This window comes from Paenibacillus sp. FSL K6-3182 (assembly GCF_037976325.1).
In the GTDB taxonomy this organism is placed as follows: domain Bacteria; phylum Bacillota; class Bacilli; order Paenibacillales; family Paenibacillaceae; genus Pristimantibacillus.
Map to the genome: position 1 here is coordinate 2,854,889 of NZ_CP150265.1, position 24,582 is coordinate 2,879,470.

At 46.5% G+C, this 24,582-nt stretch carries 22 protein-coding genes; 17 read left to right on the top strand and 5 right to left on the bottom strand.

Annotated features, from left to right (window positions below; all coding sequences use genetic code 11):
- Nucleotides 1–45 precede the first annotated feature (45 nt).
- Nucleotides 46–3,078, top strand: coding sequence for a glycoside hydrolase family 2 TIM barrel-domain containing protein (locus tag MHH56_RS12215; RefSeq protein WP_339208506.1), 3,033 nt, complete (start codon nt 46–48; stop codon nt 3,076–3,078).
- An 82-nt stretch (nt 3,079–3,160) separates the two neighbouring features.
- Here the strand turns inward: MHH56_RS12215 and MHH56_RS12220 are convergent, their stop codons facing one another.
- Nucleotides 3,161–4,030, bottom strand: coding sequence for a helix-turn-helix domain-containing protein (locus tag MHH56_RS12220; RefSeq protein WP_339208508.1), 870 nt, complete (start codon nt 4,028–4,030; stop codon nt 3,161–3,163).
- Between the two features lie 120 nt (nt 4,031–4,150).
- Between MHH56_RS12220 and MHH56_RS12225 the strand changes: the two genes are divergently transcribed.
- From MHH56_RS12225 to MHH56_RS12260, 8 genes are all read left to right on the top strand, one after another.
- A complete protein-coding gene (locus tag MHH56_RS12225) occupies nt 4,151–5,254 on the top strand; it encodes a glycoside hydrolase family 172 protein (RefSeq protein ID WP_339208509.1) in 1,104 nt (367 codons plus the stop codon).
- A 94-nt stretch (nt 5,255–5,348) separates the two neighbouring features.
- Nucleotides 5,349–5,666 carry a Dabb family protein gene (locus MHH56_RS12230; RefSeq protein ID WP_339208510.1) on the top strand — a complete coding sequence of 106 codons (318 nt, stop codon included), beginning with the start codon at nt 5,349–5,351 and terminating at the stop codon, nt 5,664–5,666.
- A 31-nt stretch (nt 5,667–5,697) separates the two neighbouring features.
- Nucleotides 5,698–6,147 carry a nickel-responsive transcriptional regulator NikR gene (gene nikR / locus MHH56_RS12235; RefSeq protein ID WP_339208511.1) on the top strand — a complete coding sequence of 150 codons (450 nt, stop codon included), beginning with the start codon at nt 5,698–5,700 and terminating at the stop codon, nt 6,145–6,147.
- Between the two features lie 254 nt (nt 6,148–6,401).
- Entirely contained in the window at nt 6,402–7,943 is a 1,542-nt protein-coding gene (locus MHH56_RS12240; RefSeq protein ID WP_339209572.1) for an ABC transporter substrate-binding protein, read from the top strand.
- A 21-nt stretch (nt 7,944–7,964) separates the two neighbouring features.
- Nucleotides 7,965–8,960 carry an ABC transporter permease gene (locus MHH56_RS12245; RefSeq protein ID WP_339208512.1) on the top strand — a complete coding sequence of 332 codons (996 nt, stop codon included), beginning with the start codon at nt 7,965–7,967 and terminating at the stop codon, nt 8,958–8,960.
- Entirely contained in the window at nt 8,957–9,817 is an 861-nt protein-coding gene (locus tag MHH56_RS12250; protein ID WP_339208513.1) for an ABC transporter permease, read from the top strand. The genes MHH56_RS12245 and MHH56_RS12250 overlap by 4 nt, the downstream gene beginning before the upstream one ends.
- Before the next feature lie 45 nt (nt 9,818–9,862).
- Nucleotides 9,863–10,786 (top strand): ABC transporter ATP-binding protein, encoded by a 924-nt coding sequence (locus tag MHH56_RS12255; protein WP_339208514.1) that lies wholly within the window; start codon nt 9,863–9,865, stop codon nt 10,784–10,786.
- On the top strand, nt 10,776–11,381 hold the full coding sequence (locus MHH56_RS12260) for an ATP-binding cassette domain-containing protein (protein ID WP_339208515.1): 606 nt from the start codon (nt 10,776–10,778) through the stop codon (nt 11,379–11,381). The genes MHH56_RS12255 and MHH56_RS12260 overlap by 11 nt, the downstream gene beginning before the upstream one ends.
- Here MHH56_RS12260 and MHH56_RS12265 read toward each other — a convergent pair.
- Nucleotides 11,378–12,220 (bottom strand): helix-turn-helix transcriptional regulator, encoded by an 843-nt coding sequence (locus MHH56_RS12265; protein WP_339209573.1) that lies wholly within the window; start codon nt 12,218–12,220, stop codon nt 11,378–11,380. The genes MHH56_RS12260 and MHH56_RS12265 overlap by 4 nt on opposite strands.
- 127 nt (nt 12,221–12,347) lie before the next feature.
- Here MHH56_RS12265 and fabF point away from each other — a divergent pair, with 127 nt between their 5' ends.
- The 3 genes from fabF to MHH56_RS12280 all read left to right on the top strand — a co-directional run bounded on the left by fabF (nt 12,348) and on the right by MHH56_RS12280 (nt 15,824).
- On the top strand, nt 12,348–13,586 hold the full coding sequence (gene fabF, locus MHH56_RS12270) for a beta-ketoacyl-ACP synthase II (RefSeq protein ID WP_339208516.1): 1,239 nt from the start codon (nt 12,348–12,350) through the stop codon (nt 13,584–13,586).
- 231 nt (nt 13,587–13,817) lie between these two features.
- Nucleotides 13,818–14,897, top strand: a complete 1,080-nt coding sequence (locus MHH56_RS12275) for an AI-2E family transporter (protein ID WP_339208517.1) — start codon at nt 13,818–13,820, stop codon at nt 14,895–14,897.
- A gap of 96 nt (nt 14,898–14,993) precedes the next feature.
- Nucleotides 14,994–15,824, top strand: a complete 831-nt coding sequence (locus tag MHH56_RS12280) for a uroporphyrinogen-III synthase (RefSeq protein WP_339208518.1) — start codon at nt 14,994–14,996, stop codon at nt 15,822–15,824.
- A gap of 55 nt (nt 15,825–15,879) precedes the next feature.
- On the opposite strand, the gene MHH56_RS12285 is transcribed toward MHH56_RS12280, so the two are convergent.
- Nucleotides 15,880–16,770 (bottom strand): AraC family transcriptional regulator, encoded by an 891-nt coding sequence (locus MHH56_RS12285; protein ID WP_339208519.1) that lies wholly within the window; start codon nt 16,768–16,770, stop codon nt 15,880–15,882.
- Between the two features lie 162 nt (nt 16,771–16,932).
- Here MHH56_RS12285 and MHH56_RS12290 point away from each other — a divergent pair, with 162 nt between their 5' ends.
- Nucleotides 16,933–17,964: an alcohol dehydrogenase catalytic domain-containing protein gene (locus MHH56_RS12290; RefSeq protein WP_339208521.1), complete on the top strand. Its 1,032-nt coding sequence runs from the start codon at nt 16,933–16,935 to the stop codon at nt 17,962–17,964.
- Nucleotides 17,961–18,944, top strand: coding sequence for a Gfo/Idh/MocA family oxidoreductase (locus MHH56_RS12295; RefSeq protein ID WP_339208523.1), 984 nt, complete (start codon nt 17,961–17,963; stop codon nt 18,942–18,944). The genes MHH56_RS12290 and MHH56_RS12295 overlap by 4 nt, the downstream gene beginning before the upstream one ends.
- A 102-nt stretch (nt 18,945–19,046) precedes the next feature.
- Here the strand turns inward: MHH56_RS12295 and MHH56_RS12300 are convergent, their stop codons facing one another.
- Nucleotides 19,047–19,712, bottom strand: a complete 666-nt coding sequence (locus MHH56_RS12300) for a GntR family transcriptional regulator (RefSeq protein ID WP_339209575.1) — start codon at nt 19,710–19,712, stop codon at nt 19,047–19,049.
- Between the two features lie 201 nt (nt 19,713–19,913).
- Here MHH56_RS12300 and MHH56_RS12305 point away from each other — a divergent pair, with 201 nt between their 5' ends.
- Nucleotides 19,914–21,143, top strand: a complete 1,230-nt coding sequence (locus tag MHH56_RS12305) for an MFS transporter (protein WP_339208524.1) — start codon at nt 19,914–19,916, stop codon at nt 21,141–21,143.
- Nucleotides 21,144–21,408: 265 nt separating this feature from the next.
- Here MHH56_RS12305 and MHH56_RS12310 read toward each other — a convergent pair whose 3' ends face one another.
- Nucleotides 21,409–22,290 (bottom strand): AraC family transcriptional regulator, encoded by an 882-nt coding sequence (locus MHH56_RS12310; RefSeq protein WP_339208525.1) that lies wholly within the window; start codon nt 22,288–22,290, stop codon nt 21,409–21,411.
- A gap of 158 nt (nt 22,291–22,448) precedes the next feature.
- Between MHH56_RS12310 and MHH56_RS12315 the strand changes: the two genes are divergently transcribed.
- Together MHH56_RS12315 and MHH56_RS12320 are read left to right on the top strand one after the other, a co-directional pair.
- On the top strand, nt 22,449–23,528 hold the full coding sequence (locus tag MHH56_RS12315) for a Gfo/Idh/MocA family oxidoreductase (protein WP_339208527.1): 1,080 nt from the start codon (nt 22,449–22,451) through the stop codon (nt 23,526–23,528).
- Nucleotides 23,529–23,561: 33 nt separating this feature from the next.
- A complete protein-coding gene (locus tag MHH56_RS12320) occupies nt 23,562–24,398 on the top strand; it encodes a sugar phosphate isomerase/epimerase family protein (RefSeq protein ID WP_076270088.1) in 837 nt (278 codons plus the stop codon).
- Nucleotides 24,399–24,582 lie beyond the last annotated feature (184 nt).

Genomic DNA, 24,582 nt, shown 5'->3' on the forward strand with positions numbered 1-24,582 from the left:
ACCGCAGCCCGCCTGACTTTTAAATCCATTTAAGGGGAAAATAAAATGAATGAAATGAAACCGACGATAAATTGGCTTACCGATTTAAGCGTATTTGCTGTGAACCGGCTGCCAGCACATTCTGATCATCGTTATTACGAATCAATAGAGGAAGCAGCCGCTGATGACCAAATGGCACTTCGCTATGATCTAAACGGAAGCTGGAAATTCAGCTATGCAGTGAAACCGGAGGATCGTCCAGAGCGATTCTACCAATTGGATTATGTTTGCGATAGCTGGGGAGATATAAACGTGCCGGGACATATCCAAATGCAGGGTTACGGCAAACCGCAATATGTAAACACGATGTATCCTTGGGACGGTCATCATGATATTCGTCCGCCAGCTATTCCGGAGGATCATAACCCTGTCGGCAGCTACGTTAAATATTTTAAGGTACCAGTTAATATGCAGCAAAAACCAGTCTACATTTCGTTTCAAGGTGTAGAGTCAGCGTTTTATGTATGGTTGAACGGTAAATTTGTTGGATACAGCGAGGACAGCTTTACGCCAGCGGAGTTTGATTTATCGCCTTATTTGGTGGATGGCGAAAACAAGCTTGCGGTTGAAGTTTATCAGCGCAGTACAGGCAGCTGGCTGGAAGATCAGGACTTCTGGCGTTTCTCAGGCATTTTCCGTGATGTTTATTTGTATTCCGTTCCAAGTATCCACGTCCGTGATCTATTTGTTCATGCAGATTTAAATGATGACTATACTAATGGCAGTATTCAAGCAGATATGAAACTCGAAGGGCAGCAGCCATCGAGAATAAGGATGGAACTAAAGGATGCAGACGGTTTAACTGTTGCGACGGTTTCCTCTGATTCGGTCGAAGGTTCATCCTTAACCCTTTCATTGGATGCAGGTGCAGTGATCCCTTGGAGTGCAGAAAAGCCTTATTTGTATATGCTTTATATTACCGCTTATGATCAAGCAGGTATTCTCATTGAAGCGATTCCTCAGAGAGTTGGCTTCCGCAAATTTGAAATGATCAATAAAATCATGCATCTAAACGGCAAGCGTATCGTATTTAAGGGCGTTAACCGCCATGAATTCAATAGCCGCAAGGGAAGAGCGATTTCGAAGGATGATATGCTTTGGGATATTGCTACGCTCAAGCGCAACAATCTGAATGCGGTGAGAACCTCTCATTATCCGAATCAATCGTTATGGTATGAGCTATGTGATATATATGGCGTATATGTCATCGATGAGATGAATTTGGAGACGCATGGCTCGTGGCAGAAAATGGGCGCAGTTGAGCCTTCGTGGAACATCCCGGAAAACAAGCCGAAATGGCAGCCTATCGTGATGGACCGTGCGATTTCCATGGTTGAACGCGATAAGAACCATCCATCTATTCTGATTTGGTCAGTGGGCAATGAAGCTTATGCAGGCGAGGTGCTCTTGAACGTATCGAATTATTTCCGCGAGACGGACCCTAGCCGTTTAGTTCATTATGAAGGTGTATTCCATAACCGCAAATATAACGACACAAGCGACATGGAGAGCCGGATGTATGCTAAGCCCGCTGATATCGAAGCGTATTTGAACGATGACCCGCAAAAGCCATATATTAGCTGTGAATATATGCATGCCATGGGCAACTCAGTAGGCGGCATGCATAAATACACGGAGCTTGAACAAAAGTATCCAATGTATCAAGGCGGCTTCATTTGGGACTATATTGACCAGGTCATCGTGAAGAAGGACCGCTATGGTAAAGAGTTTCTTGCTTACGGTGGAGACTTCGATGATCGCGCGACGGATTATAACTTCTGTACGAATGGTATTGTTTATGCAGATCGCAAGGAATCACCGAAGATGCAGGAAGTAAAATTTCTTTATCAGAACTTGAAGCTTATTCCTGATCGCCATGGCGTGACGATTAAGAATGAGAATTTGTTCGAGGGTACGGATGCATATGATTTAGTTGTTTGCCTCCATCTTGAAGGAAAAGAAATATTCCGCAGTACATTATTAGTTGATGTGGCTGCACAAAGCGAATCATATGTGAAGCTAGAGCTTCCTGAGGCAGCGGAGCAAGGGGAATACGTACTGCTTGCTGCGCTCACATTGAAAGAAGATCATTTATGGGCACAAGCAGGCTATGAGATATCCTTCGGACAATTTGTGTTTGTAGTGGAAAATCGTGTGGAAGCCGTGCTTCCGGAAGGTTCGCTTCGAGTTGTCGAAGGTGATGTTAACATTGGCATGCATGGTCGCGACTTCAGCATCATGTTCTCGAAGCAGGCAGGCACGCTCACATCGGTCAATTATGCGGGCAGAGAGATGATTGCTATTCCACCGGCGCCATTATTCTGGCGTGCAACAACGGATAATGATAAAGGCTTCTCGCTTGGCTTCGATTCCGGCGTATGGTTTGCGGCAAGCCTGACACGAAAATGCACTCAAGTTGAACTTACCGAGCAGTCTGGAAGTGCAACCGTTACCTTCCAGTACAAGCTGATTATTAGCTCGGAAGTGCTTGTCACCGTAGCTTACACCGTTTACGCAGACGGTAGCTTGAACGTCAAATCCCGCTACAATGGAGCGGAAGGGCTGCCGAAGCTGCCAATATTCGCATTATCATTCAAGGTTCCCGCAGATTATAGCCATTTGGATTGGTATGCCATGGGGCCGGAAGAGAACTACATTGACCGGGCATTTGGTGCTAAGCTTTGTGAGTTCAGCAACAATGCCGCAGACAATGTATCCGGCTATGTCGTGCCGCAAGAATCAGGTAATCGCACGGGCGTTCGCCGTGTAAATATTACGAATGATTACGGTCGCGGCATTCGAATTTCGGCACCTGCAGCGCAGCCGGTAGAATGCAATATTTCGCCTTATACAGCATTTGAGCTTGAAAGTGCCAGCCATCATTACGAGCTGCCGAACGTGCATTATACGGTAGTTACCGTAGCCGGCAGACAAATGGGTGTTGGCGGTGACGACAGCTGGGGTGCGCCAGTCCATGACGAATATCTCATTCCAGCAAATCAAGAGCTGGCGTTTGAATTCAATATTCATCGCGTATAAGTTATGTTTATGAACAAGATTGTGTAAAATGAAATGAGGCTGTTCCCAATGTAGATTATTCTACTTCAGGAGCAGCCTCTCTTTATTTTTCCTGCCGGTACTTGGAAGGACTGCAGCCTTCACTCCCTTTGAATGCGCGGCTGAAAGCATGAATGTTCGAATAGCCAAGCTGCTCAGCGATATCCTGCATCGGCAAATAAGTAAACTGAATCATCATTTTAGCTTTTTCGATACGGATCTGCTGATGATATTGAATCGGTGTTTGCTGAAACAGGTTTTTGAACAAATGAATCAAATGGAATTTGCTTATATGGAATCGCTCAGACAGCTCATCCAGCTTGATGCAGCGGTGCACGTTATGCTCGATGTATGAACGAATATCCGTAAGCAGCCCCAGCTGTCCATCACTTTTCGTTTTGCTGCCCCAATACTGCTCTCTCATTATGAGGGACAGAATCGCCAGCAAACAGCCTTTAATACGGATCTCATAAAAGGGAGGTTTCGTTTCGAATTCGCGAATCAATTCGAAGAGCGATTGTTCCAAAGGAAATGGGTCTCCAAGGCGAAAATGAGTAGGCATAAGAAATGGTGATGCGGATAGCTCATTATTACGAAACCAGCCCTTCTCCTTCGTATTCATCTGATGGAGCTGTTTAAAGGAAACGCCAACTTCTTGGCTGTCAGGCAGAACATACAGATCAAAATGAACATGGGGCTGGCGAACTCTCGTTCCGCCAATATTGTGAATAGCGTGTTTTTGCCCGGGCTTAAAGAAGAAGCAGTCTCCAGCCCTTCCGTGATAGACAACATCCTCCACGGTTACGAGCATTTGACCCTCCATGAGGTATAGCAGCTCATAATCCCAAATAACCCGCTCATCCATCTTCCACGTTGGCTCCAGCACACTGTCCATAGCCACCCGAATATAGGGGGACAGTTTATCGACCTGCATATCGATCACCTCAGCAATTTATGATAAACAACTTAACAATAAAAGGTAAGGGATAATCATATCTATCATTATATAATAGGCTCGATAATAAACAATAATTGATACATGAGGTGATGGACTATGCTGCAGCAGCACGGACTAGGATTTGGTTTATCCTCCGCTCCGCTCGTCACAAATGCGCGTACCCGATCCATTTCAGCAGAAAATGTGAATGGTGAGAAGGGGCAAGGCGGTAAAGAAGCGAGCAACTTGGGCATTGGAAGAAAAGGCAGGCCTGCCATAACACTGGGTCAAGGTGAAGAAGTGACGCTTGCCCATATTCAAGGGACGGGAGTAATTCAGCATTTCTGGATTACTGTCGCGGACAAAACAGGCAGAGGGCATACGGCACAATACGTGCTTCGTGATCTTATTCTGCGCATGTACTGGGATGATGAGACGAGCCCATCGGTGGACGTTCCGCTCGGTGATTTTTTCTGCAATGGCTTCGGTGTGCGAACCAACGTTCATTCACTGCCGATTGCTGTCGTTCCGACGGGCGGCATGAACTGTTATATTCCAATGCCGTTCCGGAAATCGGCGAAAATCACGATTGTAAATCAGCATGCCGCTAACATAGATGGTTTTTTCTATACGTTTAATTATTCGCTCGTTGATGAGCTGCCAGAGAATGCAGCGTATTTTCACGCGCAGTGGCGCCGTGAGAAAGTGACGGAAATAGGCAAAGACTATACGATTCTGGATAATGTCAAAGGTGCAGGACAATATATCGGCACATACCTTGCATGGGCCGCACTCGAGCGGAACTGGTGGGGAGAAGGTGAGATCAAATTTTATATGGATGGCGATCAAGATTGGCCGACGATTTGTGGAACGGGCACGGAGGATTATGTGGGAGGCGCATGGTGTTTCAGCAATACACGGACAAATGAACCCGAATCGTATTCCACGGCGTATTTAGGCTATAAGTTTTACAAGGAAACGACGGAGGTCGACCCTTGGTATGGTCATAATGTACCCATGCACGGCATGTACCGCTGGCATCTGCCCGATCCGATTCGATTTGAAAATGATCTGCGTGTGACGATTCAGCAAATCGGTCACGACCATACGAAGCTGTTTGAACGCTCCGACGACATCTCATCCGTAGCCTATTGGTATCAGATGGAGCCGCATGCCCCATTTCCTCAATTGCCCCCGGCTAATGAGCGATGGCCGAGGTAAGCATAAGGCAGGGAATACATTCGTGATAACAATAGAATAGAAGTCCATGATATGATAGGGAGAACATCGTATTTTAGAAAGGAGTTATTCGAATATGTACGAGCATCTCGTATCATTTAAGTTTAAAGAGAAGCTTTCTAGCACCAAAGAACAAGAGCTGCTGAGCGCTCTTTATTCCTTGCAAACAGAAGTTCCAGGCATCATTGAATTGACTGCAGGCTGTAATGTAACGACAGAAACGGATAATATTCAAGGTTACACACTGGGCTTGCGAGTTACCTTTAAGGATCAGCAGTCTTTGCTCGACTACGGTCCGCATCCTGCACATCAGCATTTTGTAGGTTTGCTGGACGGGCTGCTTGATAACGTAATCGTTGTTGATTATCCTATCTTGAATAAACCGATCAACTAGATGTCGAATCTGAAGCAGGCAGGGTGAGCAAATGGCTGAAAAGGAAGAGCTGGTTCGGTTTGGCGTGTCCTTTCCGGCACCGCTGATTGATCAATTTGATCGATATACAGACGAACTTGGTTATCATAATCGATCGGAAGCCATTCGTGATTTGGTTAGGCGAGCCTTGCTTGAGCCAACTCGAATGAACGGTCAGGAGCATGTTGCAGGTACGATTGTTCTCGTATATGATCACCATGTCAGTGATTTACCCGTTGTTCTGATGGAGGTGCAGCATCGCTTTCATCATGATATTATTTCCAACATGCATGTCCACTTAAATCATGATCAATGCTTGGAGGTCATCGTCGTGAGAGGACAGCTGTCGCGCCTGCGGTCGCTGCATCAGCAGATTCAAGCACAGAAGGGCGTCATTTATGCCGAGCTCTCCGTTACTTATGCGGATAAACATGATTCTGCCAAAGAGCATACTCATACTTGAGATCGGAAACTGTTATATTTGAATCTATTAATAGGATTGTACAATTAAGAGGATTTCTAACATGTCGACGCTGTCGATGTTAGGTCCTCTTTTTTTTCTGGCGTTTTTTGAGCGAATTTTGAAGAAAAAGGATGAAACTCTATCAAAGTCGTGTTACACTATCACATAATCGTGTTACTTAATGTAACGCCACAGGAGGGGTTGGGTTGAAAACTTTCGTTTCAGCTATCACTTATGCAATCATTGTTGTATTCATCATCACAGGATGCAGCGGCGTGAAGCCGGCAGACACTACTGCCAAAACAGATGAGCTAATTGTTGCGGTAGGATCAGAGCCGGACACCGGTTTTGATCCGATTAAGGGCTGGGGACGGTACGGCTCTCCGCTGTTCCAAAGTACACTGCTTAAACGAGATGATGATTTGAATATTGTGAAGGATTTGGCTGCTGACTATCACGTAAGCGAGGATGGCAAGTCGTGGACGGTCAAGCTGCGGGAGGATGTCGTATTCTCCGACGGAAAGCCGTTAACCTCTGAGGATGTGAAGTTTACATTCGATACAGCTGCCAGCAATGGAGCTGCGATTGATCTCACTAATTTAGCAAACGTAGAAGCAGGAAATAACGAAGTTGTGTTTCATTTAAAGAAACCGCAATCGACATTTGTTTATTATCTTATAACGACCGGTATTGTACCTAAACATGCTTATTCGAGCAGTTATGCGGAAAACCCGATCGGCTCAGGTCCGTTTACATTCGTACAATGGGATCGCGGACAGCAACTAATCGTAAAGGCAAACGCGAACTATTACGGAGACAAGCCGTATTTTCAGAAGCTGACTTTCTTATTTTTAAATGAAGACGGCGCATTCGCGGCGGCAAAGGCTGGAAGCGTTGATCTTGCTTATATACCGTCCACGTTTAGCAAACAAAAGGTTGCTGGCATGCGGATTGAAGCAGTAAAAACAGTAGATAACCGCGGAATAGCATTCCCCTATGTCAAAGCTGGCGGCAAAACGGAAGAAGGTTATCCCATTGGTAATGATGTAACCGCAGATAAAGCAATACGCCTGGCTATCAATACAGTAATCGATCGTCAGCAGCTGGTCGATGGCATTTTGGACGGACATGGCTCACCTGCCTATACAGCGAATGATGGTCTTCCATGGTGGAATGATGAGACGAAGGTCAAGGATAATGATGCTGCTGCAGCCGCAAAAATATTAGCGGATGGAGGCTGGGTGGACAGCGATGGTGATGGTATCGTCGAAAAAGGGACGTTAAAAGCACAGTTTACACTTCTGTATCCTTCAAGTGACGTTACACGGCAATCGTTAGCGCTGGCTGCGGCGGAAATGGTGAAAGCTGCCGGCATTCACATTTTAGTTGAAGGTAAAAGCTGGGACGAGCTTGAGAAGCTGATGCATTCAAATGCTATGCTGCTAGGCTGGGGAAGTCATGACCCGCTCGAAATGTACAATCTATACAGCAGCTCATTTAGTGGGGTTGACTATTACAATACGGGTTATTACAGCAATCAGACCGTGGATCAGCTGTTTGAACAAGCATTGGACGCACGTACGGAGGAAGAAGCACTGGCTTATTGGAAAAAAGCGCAATGGGATGGACAAACGGGACTCAGTGCAAAAGGCGATGCTCCATGGGCATGGCTCGTAAATATTGATCATTTGTTTCTCGTGAAGGACAAGCTTAATATCGGAAAGCAGCGTATTCAGCCGCATGGTCACGGATGGCCTGTAACGGACAATATTGAGAGCTGGCGCTGGGAAGAGTAACGGGCGGGAGAGGTTGTCGGCATGCTACAGGGAGTTGCAGTATTTGTAGGGAAAAAGTTTATACGATTAATTGCGCTGCTTGCATCGGTCAGCATCATTACTTTTGCGCTCGTTGCTTTATCGCCGATTGATCCGGTGCAATCGTATATTGGAGCAGATGTCATGCGTGTCGGTGCAGAGCAAAGGGAGCAGATTGCTGCTTATTGGGGAATTGACCGACCATTCGCTGAACGATTTATAAAATGGGCGTCTGCTCTGCTTCAAGGAGATATGGGCACCTCAATGATATACAGAGAGGCTGTAACGAAGGTGATTGCGGATCGTTTCTTGCACTCGGTACTGCTCATGGCGTTCGCATGGACGCTGTCAGGCATTATTGGATTTGCCGCTGGCGTGGCCGCAGCTATAAAGAAGGATTTATGGTTGGATCGGTTGATCAAAAGCTATTGTTATACGCTGGCTTCGACGCCTGCCTTTTGGATCGGCCTGCTGCTTATGATGGTATTTGCTGTATGGCTCGGCTGGCTGCCAGTAGGGCTCGGTGTTCCTGCTGGGGTATTGGCAGGGAGCGTAACGGCTGCCGATTATATTCGTCATATGATTTTGCCAGGTATTACTCTGAGTGTCGTGGGCATCGCACCGATTGCACTCCATACACGCCAGAAGCTGATTGATGTGATGGAAAGCGATTATTATTTGTTTGCCAGAGCACGAGGTGAATATGGTGTGAGTTTGTTTCTTAGACATGGTCTTCGCAACATTGCATTGCCTGCTATTACGCTGCAGTTTGCTTCATTTGGCGAATTGTTCGGTGGAGCCGTTCTTGCAGAGCAGGTGTTTTCTTATCCGGGACTCGGACAAGCGACGGTAGAAGCGGGTCTTCGCGGTGATGTGCCGCTGCTTATGGGGCTTGTCTTATGCAGTACGATCTTTGTATTCACTGGCAATGCAATAGCTGAATATTTTTACCGTATGGTTGATCCAAGGCTGAGGTACGGGAAGGAGGCGCAAGGATGAATCAGCTTACGATTTTACAGAAACCAGCTGCTCGGAAGCGTTCAAACGAACGGCGACGAATGCTTATATCGGCAATAGGTGCAGCGCTTCTGCTTGTAAGCATCGGCATAGGCAGCTGGCTTCTTGATTCATCGGCACTTTCAGTTCAGCTGAATAATCGGAACTTGCCTCCGTCGATAACTCATTTGTTCGGAACCGATTGGCTGGGGAGGGATATGCTTTCCCGCACCGTAAAGGGACTGGCACTTAGCATTCAAGTTGGGCTGCTCGGTTCGATTTCCAGCGTACTTATTGCAGCGATGATGGGATTGATGGCGGCAACGCTTGGGAAGACGGCTGATCGCATTGTTTCCTGGCTTATTGATGTTTTTCTAAGTGTACCTCATCTCGTATTGCTTATATTGATAGCTTTTGTTTGCGGGGGCGGCCTTAAAGGGGTGGCCATTGGCATCATGCTGACGCATTGGCCAAGCCTTGCTCGAGTGATTCGCGCGGAGGCGATGCAGCTCATGTCAGCAGAATATGTGCTAGTTGCGAGGAAGCTCGGAAGATCACGTTTGTCTGTTGCTGCTAGGCACTTAGCACCGCATTTATTTCCGCAATTGTTGGTTGGTTTTCTGCTGTTGTTCCCACATGCTGTGCTGCATGAAGCGGCGATAACCTTCCTAGGCCTTGGCATGTCACCGCATCAGCCCGCAATAGGTATTATACTTTCTGAATCCATGCGTTACTTATCGACGGGAATGTGGTGGCTTGCGGTATTTCCGGGACTCGGATTGTTGCTAACTGTACGCGCGTTTGATAAGCTGGGCAACCATTTGCGGCTGCTCATTGACCCGCGGAATGCTCAGCTATGACGCTAATGGAAGGCGATATTGATCAATATGGAGGGAGGTTCCCCTATGCCGCTGCTGGAGGTGAATAAACTATCCATTTCCTTTATGCACTATGTGAAAGGCAGCTCGCAGGAACAGGTTTCGATTATTGATGAGCTGGATTTCGCGATAAATGAAGGTGAAATCGTAGCCGTCGTTGGAGCGAGCGGATCGGGAAAAAGCTTGCTCGCTCATGCGATTATGGGCATTTTACCTAAAAATGTTGTGATGACCGGAAGCATCTCATACGGCGGAGAAGTGCTGAATGAAGCTAAGCTTAAGCGCTACCGCGGTAAGGAAATTGCCTTAGTACCGCAATCGGTAAGCTTTCTTAATCCGTTAATGCGAGTAGGCAAGCAGCTGCGCACGCGCGAAGATGGCGCTGAGCAGCTTCAGGAACGGAGAGGGTTATTTGCGCGGCTTCAGCTTGGAGCACATGTGGAGAGGCTGTTTCCCTTTCAGCTCTCAGGAGGCATGGCTCGTAAGGTGCTTGTTTCTACGGCAGCGCTGGAGAGAACAAGGCTGATCATCGCAGATGAACCTACGCCAGGCATGCATCCGGATGATGTTACAGAGGCGCTCGGCCACTTCAAGCAGCTCGCTGAAGGCGGCTGTGCCGTGTTGTTTATTACACATGATATTGAATCGGCTCTTCAAATTGCCGATAAGGTCGCTATATTTTATGCGGGAACCGCTGTTGAGGTCGCTTCGGCCAAAGATTTTCACGGAAATGGTGAGCAGCTTAGGCATCCTTACAGCCGCGCCTTGTGGCGTGCGCTTCCTCAAAATGGTTTTGAACCGCTGGCAGGGACGCAGCCTGCAAGGAGTTCTGCGATTTCAGGCTGTCTCTTTGCTGAACGCTGCAGCTTGGCTACAGAACGATGTGTTGACAGCAGGCCGGCGGCACGCAGCCTTCGAAGTGGAATGGTGAGGTGTGTTCATGCGACTTGAAGGAAGGAATCTCGGCTGGCGTTATGCGGACGGTCCTTGGTTGTTTAAAGATTTTAGCATTTCGATACAGTCAGGAGAGGTCGTCGGCCTTATTGGACCTAGCGGCAGCGGAAAAACGTCGTTAGGCCGGTTATTGGCTGGTTATTTGAACCCTATTGCAGGAGAGGTGTCGGTTGATGGACGGAGTAAGAGTAATAAAGGCTCTGATCCTGTCCAAATGATTTTTCAGCATCCAGAGCGCGCGGTTAATCCAAGATGGCGGATGGCAAAAACAATGACAGAAGGATGGTCCCCGGATGCTGCGCTGCTTGAAGCGTTAGGCATTAAGGAGCAGTGGCTGCGTCGTTATCCAAATGAGCTGTCAGGTGGAGAGCTCCAGCGCTGCTGTATTGCGAGAGCTCTCGGACCAGATACCAAATTTCTCATCGCAGATGAAATGACGACGATGCTTGATGCAATTACGCAGGCGCAAATATGGCATAAGATGCTTGAAATTGTCCGTGCTCGTCAAATGGGCTTGCTCATCATTAGTCATGATCATGCGCTTGTAAACAAAATTTGCAATCGAACGATTTCATTTCCAAGCGAACGCTAATCTTGTCCGCCCATTAGTCTGCGAAGTTTAGCTTCGGTTGATGTTTCAGGTGCAGGCGTATAGACGCTGCATCGTAGATCGGTATTTCCCTTTACTTGAAATGAGGTCAGATGAAACAACATCTTTCCGACTCGTGCATGTCGAAATTCCAGCAATACATCTGGAGCAGAGCTGACCTGGCTTTGCTCCCAAAGATATTGAAACTCCGGATGGCTTCGTTTCATTTCATCAATAAACCGCTCGTACCAATCATCCTGCACATATTGACCGTAATAGGCGCGAAAGATAGCTAGAAATCCTCCTACAAAATGCTCCCAATTTCCCGCTAGCCTACGGAATTCTTTCCTTGTGAACAATAATTCAATCATATTTCGCTGTTCAGCTGGAATTTGGTCAAAGTCCATAAACACATGCGAGGCGGCCTCGTTCCAACCGACGATTTGGCAGCGCCGATCCGATATTATGGTTGGACAGAAGCGGAGCTCCTTTAAAATTCTTTTTAAAGAGGGCGTAATTTCGGTCTGCTCCTCATTAATAGGCAGCGCGCTATAGCCGGAACCGAGGGCGAGGGCGTACAAGTATTCCCGTTCGTCGTCATTTAACTGCAGAGCCGCCGCAACACAATCCAGAACAGACGCCGATACTTGAATATCTCTGCCTTGTTCTAGCCAGGTATACCAAGTTGTGCTAACGCCAGCAAGCTGAGCGACCTCCTCACGTCGTAAACCAGGTGTTCTCCGCCGTGTTCCAATAGGGAAACCAACGTCCTCCGGCATGATTTTGGCACGCTTTGATTTTAGAAAGGATGATAATGCTTGTAGTCTCGTCTCTCGATTAATCATGGTTTCCATCTCCGTACTCTCTTTATAGTAGTACTCATTATACTATAATAAACAACAACTTGTAATAGGATAAATAGTATGACAAACTACTACCCATAAAGGATTTTGCGAAGGAGGAAATAAGATGGAACGTGTCGTCATTACGGGGATGGGTGTCATCTCGCCGCTAGGGAACAGTGTGGAGCGTTTTTGGGATGGATTGGTGCATGGACAATCTGGTATTTCTACGATTGATACATTTGATGTAAGCAAACATAAATCGAAAATTGCAGGTGTCGTAAAAGATTTTGATGGAGAAGCTTTATTTGGGAAAAAAGAAGTTCGTCGAATGGATCGGTTTAGCCAGTTTGCGATAGCAGCTGCTGAGCAAGCGCTGGAGGATGCAGCACTCAAGATTGAGGAGACAGATCGGGAACGTGTTGGCGTTTATGTAGGCTCTGGCATCGGCGGCATACAGACGCTGCTTGACCAAGCTGAGGTGCTGCATGATCGAGGGCCAGATCGTGTTAGTCCAACGCTTGTTCCGATGATGATTGCGAATATGGCAGCGGCGATGATCAGTATTCGGTTCGGTACGCAGGGCCCTTCGATGGCACCCGTTACCGCATGCTCGATCGGGAATACGGCAATTGGTGAGGCTTGGCGGCTTATTCGATCAGGCAGCGCAGATGTCGTTATTGCAGGAGGAACGGAAGCGGCAGTGACTGATATTTCGCTCGCGAGCTTCGGCAATGCAACATCGGTATCGACGCGGAATGAAGCGCCAGCTTCGGCAAGCAGACCCTTTGATGCAGGGCGCGACGGCTTTGTTATGGCGGAAGGAGCCGGCATTCTCATACTCGAATCACTGTCACATGCGCAGCAAAGAGGAGCCCGCATTCATGCGGAAGTTATCGGCTATGGAGCCAGCTCGGATGCGTATCATATGGTCGCGACTCATCCCGAGGGTATTGGTGCTTATCAGGCGATGAAGCATGCGCTGCGAGAAGCTGACTTGGAGCCTAATCAAATTGATTTAATAAGCGCACATGCCACCAGTACGGAAATCGGCGACCGTTCCGAAACGGCAGCCATTAAGAAGCTGTTTGGTGACCTCGCGTATCAAATTCCGGTGACAGCGAACAAATCAATGACAGGTCATATGCTTGGTGCAGCTGGCGGAGTAGAGGCTATCGCACTCGTGAAGAGCATACAGGAGGGGATTATCCCGCCAACGATCAATCAAGAACAAACAGATCCAATTTGTGATCTTGATTATGTGCCAAACGTTGCGCGCGAAGCTGAGATTAATATCGCGATGTCCAATTCCTTCGGCTTCGGCGGTCATAATGCCGTTATTATATTGAAGAAATTTCAGGCATGAGCATGATGTAATATCATAAATTTTCTTAATTCCAAAAATAAAGCAAGAAGCTGGGTCGGCAGATTACTGCCGTTGACCCAGCTTTTTTTATTTTGTAATAAATCCGAGCGTGATTGCGGGCAGCAGGGAGAAATGACCAGTACTCCAAGCGATTCAATTCATGAGAGGAAGGGTAAAGGTTATGTAACCTATGGATGACAAGATCAGTTAAAAAGAGAAGAAGGTGCAGGCATGGCCAGACATAATCGATTCTTTAGATGGTGCTTCACGATTATTTTGGTATTAATTATTATTTATTTGGGGTCGCGCGTTTCATTTATATTTAAACCTGTGCTTTCCTTATTCAGTATGATTATCGTTCCGCTTATGCTGGCAGGCTTTTTTTATTACTTGCTGCGCCCGCTCGTCAATGTGATGGAGCGGCATAAGGTTAATCGTACGCTCGCAATTTTACTTATTTATTTGATTTTCGCCATTATGATGGTTGGCTTCAGCATTTTGGTCTGGCCTTCCTTGCGTACGCAGCTCAATAATTTGGTCGAAAATGCACCCGCTTTGTTTACTACTTTAAGCGAGCAAGTTGCAGAGCTTGAGCATAATGGGTTTTTATCGTCCTTTTTGCCGCAGGATTCGAATCTGTTATCTAAGCTTACGGAGTATTTGAACAAAGGCTTTACGGTATTTACAGAATATTTGACCGGGCTCTTTTCTTTTTTCTCAAATTTCGCGATTGTGCTCATAACGTTCCCGATTCTATTGTTCTATATGCTGAAGGAAGGCGGGAAGTTTGGTGAACAAATTGTAAGCTTTATACCCAAAAGGTTCCGTATCCACGGTAAAGAGGTGATGGACGATATCGATCATATGCTCAGCAGTTTTATCGTTGGCAGAGTTATCGTGAATGTAGCACTCGGCGTTCTCATGTATGTAGGTTTTCTAATTATTGATTTGCCTTATGCGATGCTGCTGACCGTAGTGGCCGTCATCTTGAACTTTATTCCGTTTATCGGGTCCTTTTTATCTTCCATCCCGATTGTTATCATCGGCTTCATCGAAGCGCCGTCAATCGCGATCTGGTCTATTGTCATTATTACAGTAGCGCAGCAAATACAGGATAATCTTATATCGCCTTATGTTTTTGGGAAGCAGCTTGATATTCATCCGATGACGACGATCATCTTGGTGCTCATGGGCGGAGATATTGCAGGAATTTTAGGCATACTACTTATTATTCCGGTTTATATGATTTTGAAAATCGTTTATAGCAAAGTTTACGAGCTGTTTTTCAAGCAGAAATGGGAAAATGCTTAACTGAGATTGTCACATAATGGGTGCGTATTATGGCATCATCTGTTATAATGACGTCGGCTAAGGCAAATTTACCGAAAGTACGGTGGCTTGATAACGATGGGGATAAACGCATTGCAAGGGAAACAAATCGTAATTGCTGGATCTCGGAAAACGGATGAGATGTGCATGGTTATTGAAAAACAGGGCGGCGTTCCAATTGTTCGTTCGCTTCAAGGCTTGACGATGTTTGATGAAGCGCTGTTGGAAGAGCCATTGCGAAACTTCGCTGAGAAGGGCGCGGATTGGGTTATTTTGACCACAGGCATGGGATCGGATCAGATCGTCAACACAGCCGAGAGCATCGGCATTAAACAAGCGGTGCTTGGTAGGCTGGCTGAGGCGAAAATCGCGACAAGAGGCTACAAAACGTCTGCATTTCTTAAACGTTCAGACCTGAAAGCGATCGTTAGCACGGATGATGGAACGATGGATGGACTCATAGAAAACCTCGAAGCCTTTGATTTTGAAGGGCAAAGGGTGTGGATACAGCTTCATGGTGAGCCAGCTCCGAAACTAGTGCGTTTTCTCGAAAATAAGGGTGCTTCGCATGTAGAAGCGGTGCTGCCCTATAAACATGTTCCACCGGATGCTGCTACAGTCGAGCAGCTGCTCAGCGAGCTTTCTGCCGGCACAGTCGATACGGTCTGCTTTACGACTGCGGTGCAGGTGCACTATTTGTTCAAGCATGCAATCGAATCTGGCCGCAAGGAGCTTTTGTTGAACATCTTTAATCAGCACATCGTGGCTGCCGCAGTCGGTAAAGTAACGGCTGCAGCATTGAAGGAGTACGGCGTGGAAAGAATCATCGTTCCCGAGCTGGAGCGAATGGGCGCATTAGTAATCGAAATTGGACGTTATTATGATCGTACTGAAGGCAAGGAAGTATAAGTATATTGAAGAGGCAGTCTTAGACACGTAATCGGTGTTTTAGACTGCCTTTATTTTATGAAAAGGATTTTTCTTGCGCATTTCTAAAATGCCTTGGTGATAGGCCATAACTTTTCTTGAACGCTTTCGAGAAATGTGAGGCATTGGCGAATCCGCAATACTCCGCAATTAAATCGAGCTTAAGTCCGGTTGTGGCTAGCAGCTCGCTTGCTTTCTCCAAACGTAAATGAACGAGAAACTGATGGGGCGTTGCTCCAAAATAGTGATGAAAAATAACGTTGAAATGGGATTCGGAATATCCCGCATGCTTCGCCATCGACTCCACCGTGATTGTTCCAGATAGGTGAAAGGAAATAAAAGCTTTCATCTTCGTTACGAACTGCTGATCCTCGAATGCCAAAGAGCCTGTCGTCTCAAAGTCGCCGATTAATAGAAGGAGCAGCTCCATTGCCAGCTTTTGAGCATGCAGCACGTTTTGTATATCGTTGTGGCTAAAATGCTCAATCATTTGGTTCAGCAGCTTTTTGAACGATTCTGGATGTCGCGGTTTCAGCTTGACGGGCAGCTGCAGGTTTGGAAATTCGTTTAACTGCGGCTGCTTCAAATCCGAATACGGCTCCAAGTTTGTCTGGCCGGGCGTCGTTACAAAGCTTCTTTCTCGGTTCGGATTATAAAAGAAATCAAGATGAGTGTTTGGTACTACGCAGCTCCCATATCCTCTCGTTGTGAAGAGCATTCCAGGCTGAATAAGAGCAAAGTCGCCAGGCAGCAGCTCATATTCGACACCCTCAACCGTAAGCAAATAACGGCCTTCTTCCATATATAAAAACAAATAATCGAGCAGACGCCGTTCACCTTGAAAAAATGACGTTTCTTTAAAGCGATAGCAAAGTCGTATAAACGGCAGCACGGGATGGTCATTCCAGTTATGCAGCTGCGTATTCATTCCTAATTGCCTCCATTTCATACGATTAGCACGATCATTATCATTGTTTTTGACAAGTTATTTCGATGTTTTTTACATGATTACCTTTATTATTAGCTTTATTATAGAAGTAAGCAATAGAAAAAATCGAGGATAATGACATGAAAATGGAGGGGTATACGAATGAGCTTAATGATACCTGATGTGATGACGATACCAAAATTTTTGGGAAATGGGAAAATTGATTATAGCGAGAAACCGGTGCCGACCACAGGGCCAGGCCAGCTGCTGCTGCAGGTCAAGGCAAACGCTTTATGCGGATCAGAGCGTGGACAGTTCTACAACGGTTCCGAAGCGACGCCTGGTCATGAGGCAGCAGGCATCGTTGTCGCAGCAGGCTCTAATACCAAAACGGATGTAGGTACACATGGCGTTGTTTTTTTAATGGATTTTTGCGGGCAATGCCGCAGCTGCAAGCGAGGGTATACGAACCAATGCTTAAGCAAGCGTGCAGATTATGGCTTCTCTCATGATGGCGGTTACGGGCCTTATATGGTCGTGAACGAAAATGTGTTTTTTGCTGTGGATGCTGCTATTCCGTTGGCAGAAGCAACGATATTGCTTGATATCATGGGGACAGGCGGTCATGCGATTCGCAGAGCGCAGCTTGTGCATGGCGATATCGAATCCATCCTTATTGCCGGTGCAGGTCCGATTGGTCTAGCGGTGCTGGCGATGGCGAAGCTGCTGCTGGGCAAAGAGCTGCCTGTATTCATTATGGATTTTACACATTATCGTTTAGAACTCGCACAGAAAATGGGTGCTATTCCGATCCATTTGGGGGAAACAACACTTGAAGCGGGATTGGCAGCCGCAGGCTTTGACCGTATAGATGCAGCATTCGATACGAGCGGTAGAACAACAGCTCGCGAAGCAGCTTTGCATGCACTGAATCATCGCGGTGTACTCGTATGCATTGGTCATGGCGAGCAACTAAATTTGCAAGTATCCTCCGATTTGATAGCAACAGAGAGAGCCGTGCTTGGCAGTGAGTATTTTCCGTTTAGCGAGCTAGAGGCTAATCATCGTTTGATGGGTGAACACCTGCCATACTTAAGTCAAATCATCACGCACCGATTTGGACCACAATCGATGCAAGAAGCATTTGAGCTGTTTTTCAAAGGGGATACGGGAAAGGTGGTCATTGAGCAATGAGCAGTGAGGGGCGAGTGAAGGTTGCCTTAATCGGGGCTGGCGGCTGGGGATACCACCATGCTCGTATTTTTAATGCGCGTAAGGATGTTGATTTTTGTGCCGTTGTTGGACGAGATGCTGCCCGAACAAGGGCAAGAGCAGATGAGTTTGGGACAAATGCCTATACGAGCATCGCGGAGATGCTGGAGACGGAACGGCCTGACCTCGTCAGCTTATGCTTGCCGAATCAAGGACATTTTGATGCGACCTTGCAGGTTATTCAAGCAGGTGTTCCATTATTGGTGGAAAAGCCGCTCGTATTTGATCTAGAGGAAGCTGATTTATTGCTTGCGGAAGCAGCGAAGCGGGAGCTTTTTTTTGCGATTAATTTTAATCACCGCTATGCGACAGCTGTTCAGAAGGCTAAAGTAGCGATGGATACGGGACGGTTAGGAGAGCTTATATTCGTTTCTTGGCGGTTTGGCGGTGAAGGAACAAGCGATCATCCGCACGGCAACTTAATCGAAACCCAGTGCCACGGATTTGATATGCTTGAGCATTTATGCGGCCCGATTGCATCGGTGATGGCACAAATGACAGATAAAACCGGAAAAGGCTTCTCTACCATGGCATTAGCACTGCAATTTCAATCCGGCGCAGTAGGAACGCTGCTCGGATCTTACGACTCCTCGTATGCATACGCACAGACTCATGTCATGGAGCTTAATGGCTTAAAGGGCAGAGTGACCATTCAAGATACAGTGAAGAAATTTACGTTTCAACGCTCGGGCAGCGAAACAGCGGAAGTATGGCAAGCGGGTTACTTCAATGATAAGGAGCGAGAATTCCACCTTACGTTCGACAAACATTTTGATCATTTGCTCGGTGCATTTCGTGCGGGTGAAGCACCGCCTATTCACGCTGCGGCGGGGCGCAGAGCGCTTCAGCTAGCCCATGCAGCGATTGAATCATTCCAGACGGGGCAACGGATTCAGACGTAGAGCACGCTATGGAAGGATCGGTTTAACTAAAAAAAGTGATTAAGCGACTTACTGGTCGGCTTAATCACTTTTTTGGTTATAATCAGATGTGGTACGGATCGCTCAAAGAATTTTGTCCAGATGCTCAAGAGGCCTATTTAAATTAAGCTTCATCAAACGTGAGGCTTCTTCACCATTACGCGCTTCAAGCGCTTGGATGATGTACTCATGATCCGCTGCAGCCGTATGGGTCTCCCAGCTCGGCCGTTTGAAGAAAATATATTTGTATCTTCTTATATGTAATTGAAGCGAGGAGCAAAAGGTGAGTATATGCTGATTATTGGCAATTTGCAGTATGGTTTCATGAAACTCTTCATCATATTCCATCGCTTCATAGAGCTGCTCTTCACTAACTTTTTCATTAAAGCTGGCATTAATAGCACGCAGCTGTTCAATATGCTCTGGCTGTATATTGTCGGCAGCAAGCTCAGCTGCTAATGCTTGAAGGGCTGTAAGGGGCGCATACAGCTTAAGGATATCTTCCTTGGCTAGCGTCGTGACTCGCGTCTCTTTGCCAGGAAACATTTGAATGAGTCCTTGAACCTCAAGCAATTGAAAGGCTTCCCTAATCGGTGTGCGGCTGACGCCAAGTGCCTCGGCAAGCTCTGAATCGTTAAGCTTCTCTCCGGGCTGAAGCGTGCCGTCGATAATCCATTTTTGCAGCTGGCTTAAGGTACGCTCCTTGGCGGATAGTCTAACGGGTGTTGAATAATCAGTTGGAATAGGCAGAGGTGATCCTCCTTTATTTTATGGTTTCATTATGAAAGTGATAGGATAACTTATCCGACAATATATAATATATCGCAGGTTCATTCATTGAAGCAAATGCCAAAAATTTTAAAAAGGAATTTATTGCTTTTATTTGCTTAAGGAAATATAATATGCGATATATTACATATTACATTCTATTTGGAGTAAGGAGAAAACTGTATGTCTAGTACTCAAGCTTCAATCGCAACATCACCGTCCGCTTTAAAAACGATATACCCATTGTTGTTCGCTATTAGCTTCGTGCATTTGATTAATGACACGATTCAATCGGTCGTGCCGGCATTATTTCCTATTTTGAAGGACTCGCTTTCACTGAGCTTTGCTCAAATTGGATTGATCTCTTTGATGATTAATTTAACTGCAGCGCTGCTTCAGCCTGTTGTCGGCATTTTATCTGATTCGCATCCGAAGCCGATGCTGCTGCCTATTGGCATGCTGTTCACAATGGGGGGCGTTGCTGCTCTTTCGTATGCTTCGCATTTCTGGATGGTTATGGTCGCTGTTATGTTAATTGGAATTGGCTCAGCCGTTTTCCATCCTGCTTCTGCGCGGGTTTCCTATTTGGCGGCTGGGACGAAAAAAGGTACAGGGCAGTCGATCTTTCAATTTGGCGGAAATATTGGACAATCGCTTGCACCAATTATGACAGCTGTTCTGTTCGTGCACACAGGTCAGCGCGGTGTGATCTGGTTTGCTTTGGTCGTTACGATAGGAATTATCATTCAATTTAATGTAGCCAAATGGTACGGCAAGCAGCTCGCACTTGAGCCAAGCAAGAGCACGAAGCAAGCGGCAAAGCCGGTTTCCAAACTTAATGTGTCCACCGGTAAAGTTGTATTTGCCATAACGATTTTAATGATTCTTGTGTTTTCCAAAAACGTCTATATTTCTGCGATCAGCAGCTATTACTCGTTTTATGCCATCGAGCATTTTGGACTCTCCGTCAGTCATGCTCAAATCGTATTGTTTGTCTTTCTTGCAGCGAATGTTATTGGCTTGCTTCTCGGCGGGGTGCTCGCAGATAAGTTCAGCCGTCGCAGCTTGATCTGGTTCTCGATCCTAGGAACTGCACCATTTGCGCTGCTGCTTCCTTATGCTAATTTAACATTTTCCGTTATTTTAATCTTTTTTGCCGGTTTAATCTTGGCCTCGGCGTTTTCCGTTATTTTAGTTTATGCGAACGAATTGCTGCCTGGGCGGGTTGGCCTCGTATCAGGTGTATTTTTCGGAATGGCGTTTGGTCTCGGGGGCATTGGTTCGGCGGTGCTCGGCAATTTGGCAGATTCCATGGGTATTGAGTTTGTCATTCGCTGCACGTCCTATTTGCCTTTGCTCGGCATGCTGACGATTTTGCTGCCATCGGATCGCAAAGCCAAAGCAGCCGTTTAATCCGAGTGGACGATTTTCTCATTAGGACAATTTCCGCGCATTCCCCGCCCACATACAATGTTGGTGTATAGCCTAATTGGTGCTGGGAGGGGAGTAACGCTGTGAATAAGCGGACTTTAATGATCGTTTCGCTTGTCATTTATGTTATGCTAGCTATCTTATTCCTCATTTTGTCTATTTTTCATTAAACACATAACAGAGCAAGGGCTGTCCTAGAAGTAGATTAATCTACTCTAGGCAGCCCTTGTTTGTTTATTTTCCTCGGCTACTTGCCTGGCTGCTCCTGACTAAGCTTCATTTTACGGTAATCCTTCGGAACGACGCCCTTGGTTTCACGGAAAATACGGGAGAAGGTTTTGTATGAGCCATAACCAACCTCCAGCGCAATTTCAGCGACGCTCATATCGGTAGAAACAAGCAGGCTGCAGGCATGCCGCAAGCGCAAATCATGCAGGAAATGTACGAATGTTTGTCCAGTCGTTTGTTTAATTACTTCACTTATGCGAGACATGCTCAGTGAAAAGCGGCTTGCAAGATCAGATAGCGCAAGCTCGTCTTGATAATGTTGATGAATATAATGAATGATTGGCCAAACCGAGGCACTCGATTTGGAAGCAAGCCTTGAGGCTGGAGCAGACGGCGCAATATTGCGGCGATAACGATCAAAAAAAGCTAATATTTCCTTCAACCGCACTTGCAGCATCGTTCGGCGCCAAGGCTCCTGCCCCGCGTACTCACGAAACATATCTTCTATTAAATGCTTCATTCGTTCATTATCAGCACCGCTAAGTTGAACGGATGGAGGCAGAGTATTCTGATCGATGAGGTCCATAAGGCCTTCCTCTTGTCCAGGCTCCATCAGCAAGTCCATGCTAAACATACAATTATAAAGAACAAGTGTACTCCCGGGCTCTGTAAATAGTTCATGCACCTGATAAGGAAGCACAAACGTAAAGGTGCCGGGCAGCATTTGATGTTTTGCATCGTTGATCGATTCAGAGCCCCTTCCGTCTATAACATAAGAGAACTCCAAAAAATCATGGCGATGCGGCCTAAAGCCATGGTAAAGACGGTTTAGGCTAATATGGAGGGGAGAAGAGGTATTCATATTTGGATACGTTTTCAAATAGTCAGGTATGTAGGTCATGAATGAATGCATTCCTCCGAAAATCTGAGACTTTTATCGAAAAACAAGCACGATTTCTCATCCCGTTTATTCTAACATAAATGAAGAGATCAAGCGTTACCAAAAACGAGTGCTTATTGCTGAGCAAGGGTTCATTCAAAATTATAGGAGGAATTTCATTGACTACAGAAAATAAGATTAGAATAGGTATTATCGGTGCAGGAAATATTGGCAACGTCCATGCAGGAGAATTTTCTAAGCTTGGCGAAGAGTGTATCATTACGGCGATTACTGATCTGGATTTGAAGCGAGCAGAGAAAGCAGCCAAGCAATATGGTATTGAGCATGTTGCGGCTTCCAATGAAGAGTTGATTCAGCGAGCTGACATCGATGCGGTCATCATCGGTGTGCCTAACCAATTCCATGCTCCGCTTGCCGTACAAGCTCTTGAAGCGGGCAAGCATGTATTGATAGAGAAGCCGATGGGCATTAACAGCGATGCTGCTCGTCAAATATTGAGAGCAAGCGAAGCAGCAGACCGTGTCGTCATGGTCGCTCATCAAATGCGCTGGGAATCTGTAGCGATGCAAATTAAAGAGCAAATCGACCGTGGTGAGCTTGGCAAAATTTATACAGCCAAAACGGGCTGGTTTCGCCGCAAGGGCATTCCGGGCTGGGGCACATGGTTTACACAAATGGATCAATCGGGCGGCGGCCCGCTTATCGATATCGGCGTTCACATGCTTGACCTTGCGCTGTATTTGATGGGCAATCCAAAGCCGGTTTCCGTATATGGATCAACCTATGCAGAGTTTGGCCCAAACCGTAAAGGGATTGGCACATGGGGTACACCGGATTGGGACGGAACTTATGATGTTGAGGATTTGGCTACGGCGCTAATCAAAATGGAAGACGGCAGTACACTCTCGCTTGAAGTGAGCTGGGCTGTTCATATGGATACGGACAATTCACCGTTTATCCATGTAATGGGCTCAGAAGGCGGAGCAAGCTATCGCGGTGCTGAAGGCAAGCTGCTTACAGAAAAATTTGATCGCCCGATTGAAAGTGTTTTGAGCAAAGCAGACAATGATGAAGGTGAGCGCGCTCGTCTTAGCCGTCACTTCCTTGCATGTATTCGTGAAGGTAAACAGCCGATTACTTCCGTATTGACTGGTTTGACGAACAATCTTGTGCTTGATGCAATTTATGAATCATCGCGCACAGGCAATGAAGTGAAGCTCGACTGGAATCTAAATTAATCATAATTGTTTGTAGAATGAGGAGGAATTTGTATGTTGAGGGGTTTAACTGGAGCGGGTCTTGGTCGAATCGAAAGTGATGAGCATCTAATTAAGCTCGCTGGCGCGTACGGATTTCAAGCTGTAGATTTGGATGCGGCGTCGCTAATTAATCGTTATGGCGTAGAGCAAGCGCGTGAGCTTCTTGCAAGCAATGGCGTAGTAATTGGCTCCATTGGTCTTCCAGTAGAATGGAGAACAACGGAAGAAGCTTTTCTTGAAGGATTGGAGAAGCTGGCTTCCTCAGCGGCTGCGGCTGCGGCTCTAGGCTGTACAAGCTGCTGCACCTATATTTTGCCTTCAACAGATTTGAAAGCAGCTCGCTTCATGGCACTTGCAACTCGCAGATTGCGTACTTGCGCTCAAATTCTAGGCGCTTATGGCATTCGCCTTGGCCTTGAATTTGTTGGCCCGCATCATTTGCGGACGCGTTGGGAGAATCCGTTTATTTGGACGCTCGAGGAAACATTGGAGTGGATCGACGCAATCGGTGAGAGCAATGTAGGATTGTTGTTTGATGCCTATCACTGGTATACGAACAGCCTGACTGTTGCTGATATTGAAGCGCTTCGTCCAGAGCAAATCGTCCATGTTCATATCAATGACGCGCCGGATGTTCCGGTTGAGGAAGCACTCGACAACGGCCGCGTATATCCAGGTGAAGGTGTAATTGATTTAGTCGGATTCCTGCAAGCACTTAATCGTATTGGCTATAAAGGTGCCGTTTCACAGGAAATCTTATCATCAGAAGCGGAATCGCAATCGCCGGAAGAGCTGGCGCAGCGCTCCAAAGCAGGCTTTGATAAAGTATTTGGCGCAGCTGGTCTGTAAGAAATACTCCTTCAAATATAATATGGCTGTTAATTACATCGCTGCAAGCACACATCATCGTGCTTGCAGCGATTTTTTATTATTTAGCGAGAATTCGAAAAAACGCTAATTTTGACATGATTTTTCATGAAATGTATTGGGTACTGTTGAGCAGGGCTATTCCGTTATGATGAATAATAACTGT

Excerpts from the sequence above, each read along its gene's own strand:
- MHH56_RS12215 (WP_339208506.1), top strand. The coding sequence starts at position 46 with ATGAATGAAATGAAACCGACGATAAATTGGCTTACCGATTTAAGCGTA.
- MHH56_RS12220 (WP_339208508.1), bottom strand. The coding sequence starts at position 4,030 with ATGCAGGTCGATAAACTGTCCCCCTATATTCGGGTGGCTATGGACAGT.
- MHH56_RS12225 (WP_339208509.1), top strand. The coding sequence starts at position 4,151 with ATGCTGCAGCAGCACGGACTAGGATTTGGTTTATCCTCCGCTCCGCTC.
- MHH56_RS12230 (WP_339208510.1), top strand. The coding sequence starts at position 5,349 with ATGTACGAGCATCTCGTATCATTTAAGTTTAAAGAGAAGCTTTCTAGC.
- nikR (WP_339208511.1), top strand. The coding sequence starts at position 5,698 with ATGGCTGAAAAGGAAGAGCTGGTTCGGTTTGGCGTGTCCTTTCCGGCA.
- MHH56_RS12245 (WP_339208512.1), top strand. The coding sequence starts at position 7,965 with ATGCTACAGGGAGTTGCAGTATTTGTAGGGAAAAAGTTTATACGATTA.
- MHH56_RS12250 (WP_339208513.1), top strand. The coding sequence starts at position 8,957 with ATGAATCAGCTTACGATTTTACAGAAACCAGCTGCTCGGAAGCGTTCA.
- MHH56_RS12255 (WP_339208514.1), top strand. The coding sequence starts at position 9,863 with ATGCCGCTGCTGGAGGTGAATAAACTATCCATTTCCTTTATGCACTAT.
- MHH56_RS12260 (WP_339208515.1), top strand. The coding sequence starts at position 10,776 with ATGCGACTTGAAGGAAGGAATCTCGGCTGGCGTTATGCGGACGGTCCT.
- fabF (WP_339208516.1), top strand. The coding sequence starts at position 12,348 with ATGGAACGTGTCGTCATTACGGGGATGGGTGTCATCTCGCCGCTAGGG.
- MHH56_RS12275 (WP_339208517.1), top strand. The coding sequence starts at position 13,818 with ATGGCCAGACATAATCGATTCTTTAGATGGTGCTTCACGATTATTTTG.
- MHH56_RS12280 (WP_339208518.1), top strand. The coding sequence starts at position 14,994 with ATGGGGATAAACGCATTGCAAGGGAAACAAATCGTAATTGCTGGATCT.
- MHH56_RS12285 (WP_339208519.1), bottom strand. The coding sequence starts at position 16,770 with ATGAATACGCAGCTGCATAACTGGAATGACCATCCCGTGCTGCCGTTT.
- MHH56_RS12290 (WP_339208521.1), top strand. The coding sequence starts at position 16,933 with ATGAGCTTAATGATACCTGATGTGATGACGATACCAAAATTTTTGGGA.
- MHH56_RS12295 (WP_339208523.1), top strand. The coding sequence starts at position 17,961 with ATGAGCAGTGAGGGGCGAGTGAAGGTTGCCTTAATCGGGGCTGGCGGC.
- MHH56_RS12305 (WP_339208524.1), top strand. The coding sequence starts at position 19,914 with ATGTCTAGTACTCAAGCTTCAATCGCAACATCACCGTCCGCTTTAAAA.
- MHH56_RS12310 (WP_339208525.1), bottom strand. The coding sequence starts at position 22,290 with ATGACCTACATACCTGACTATTTGAAAACGTATCCAAATATGAATACC.
- MHH56_RS12320 (WP_076270088.1), top strand. The coding sequence starts at position 23,562 with ATGTTGAGGGGTTTAACTGGAGCGGGTCTTGGTCGAATCGAAAGTGAT.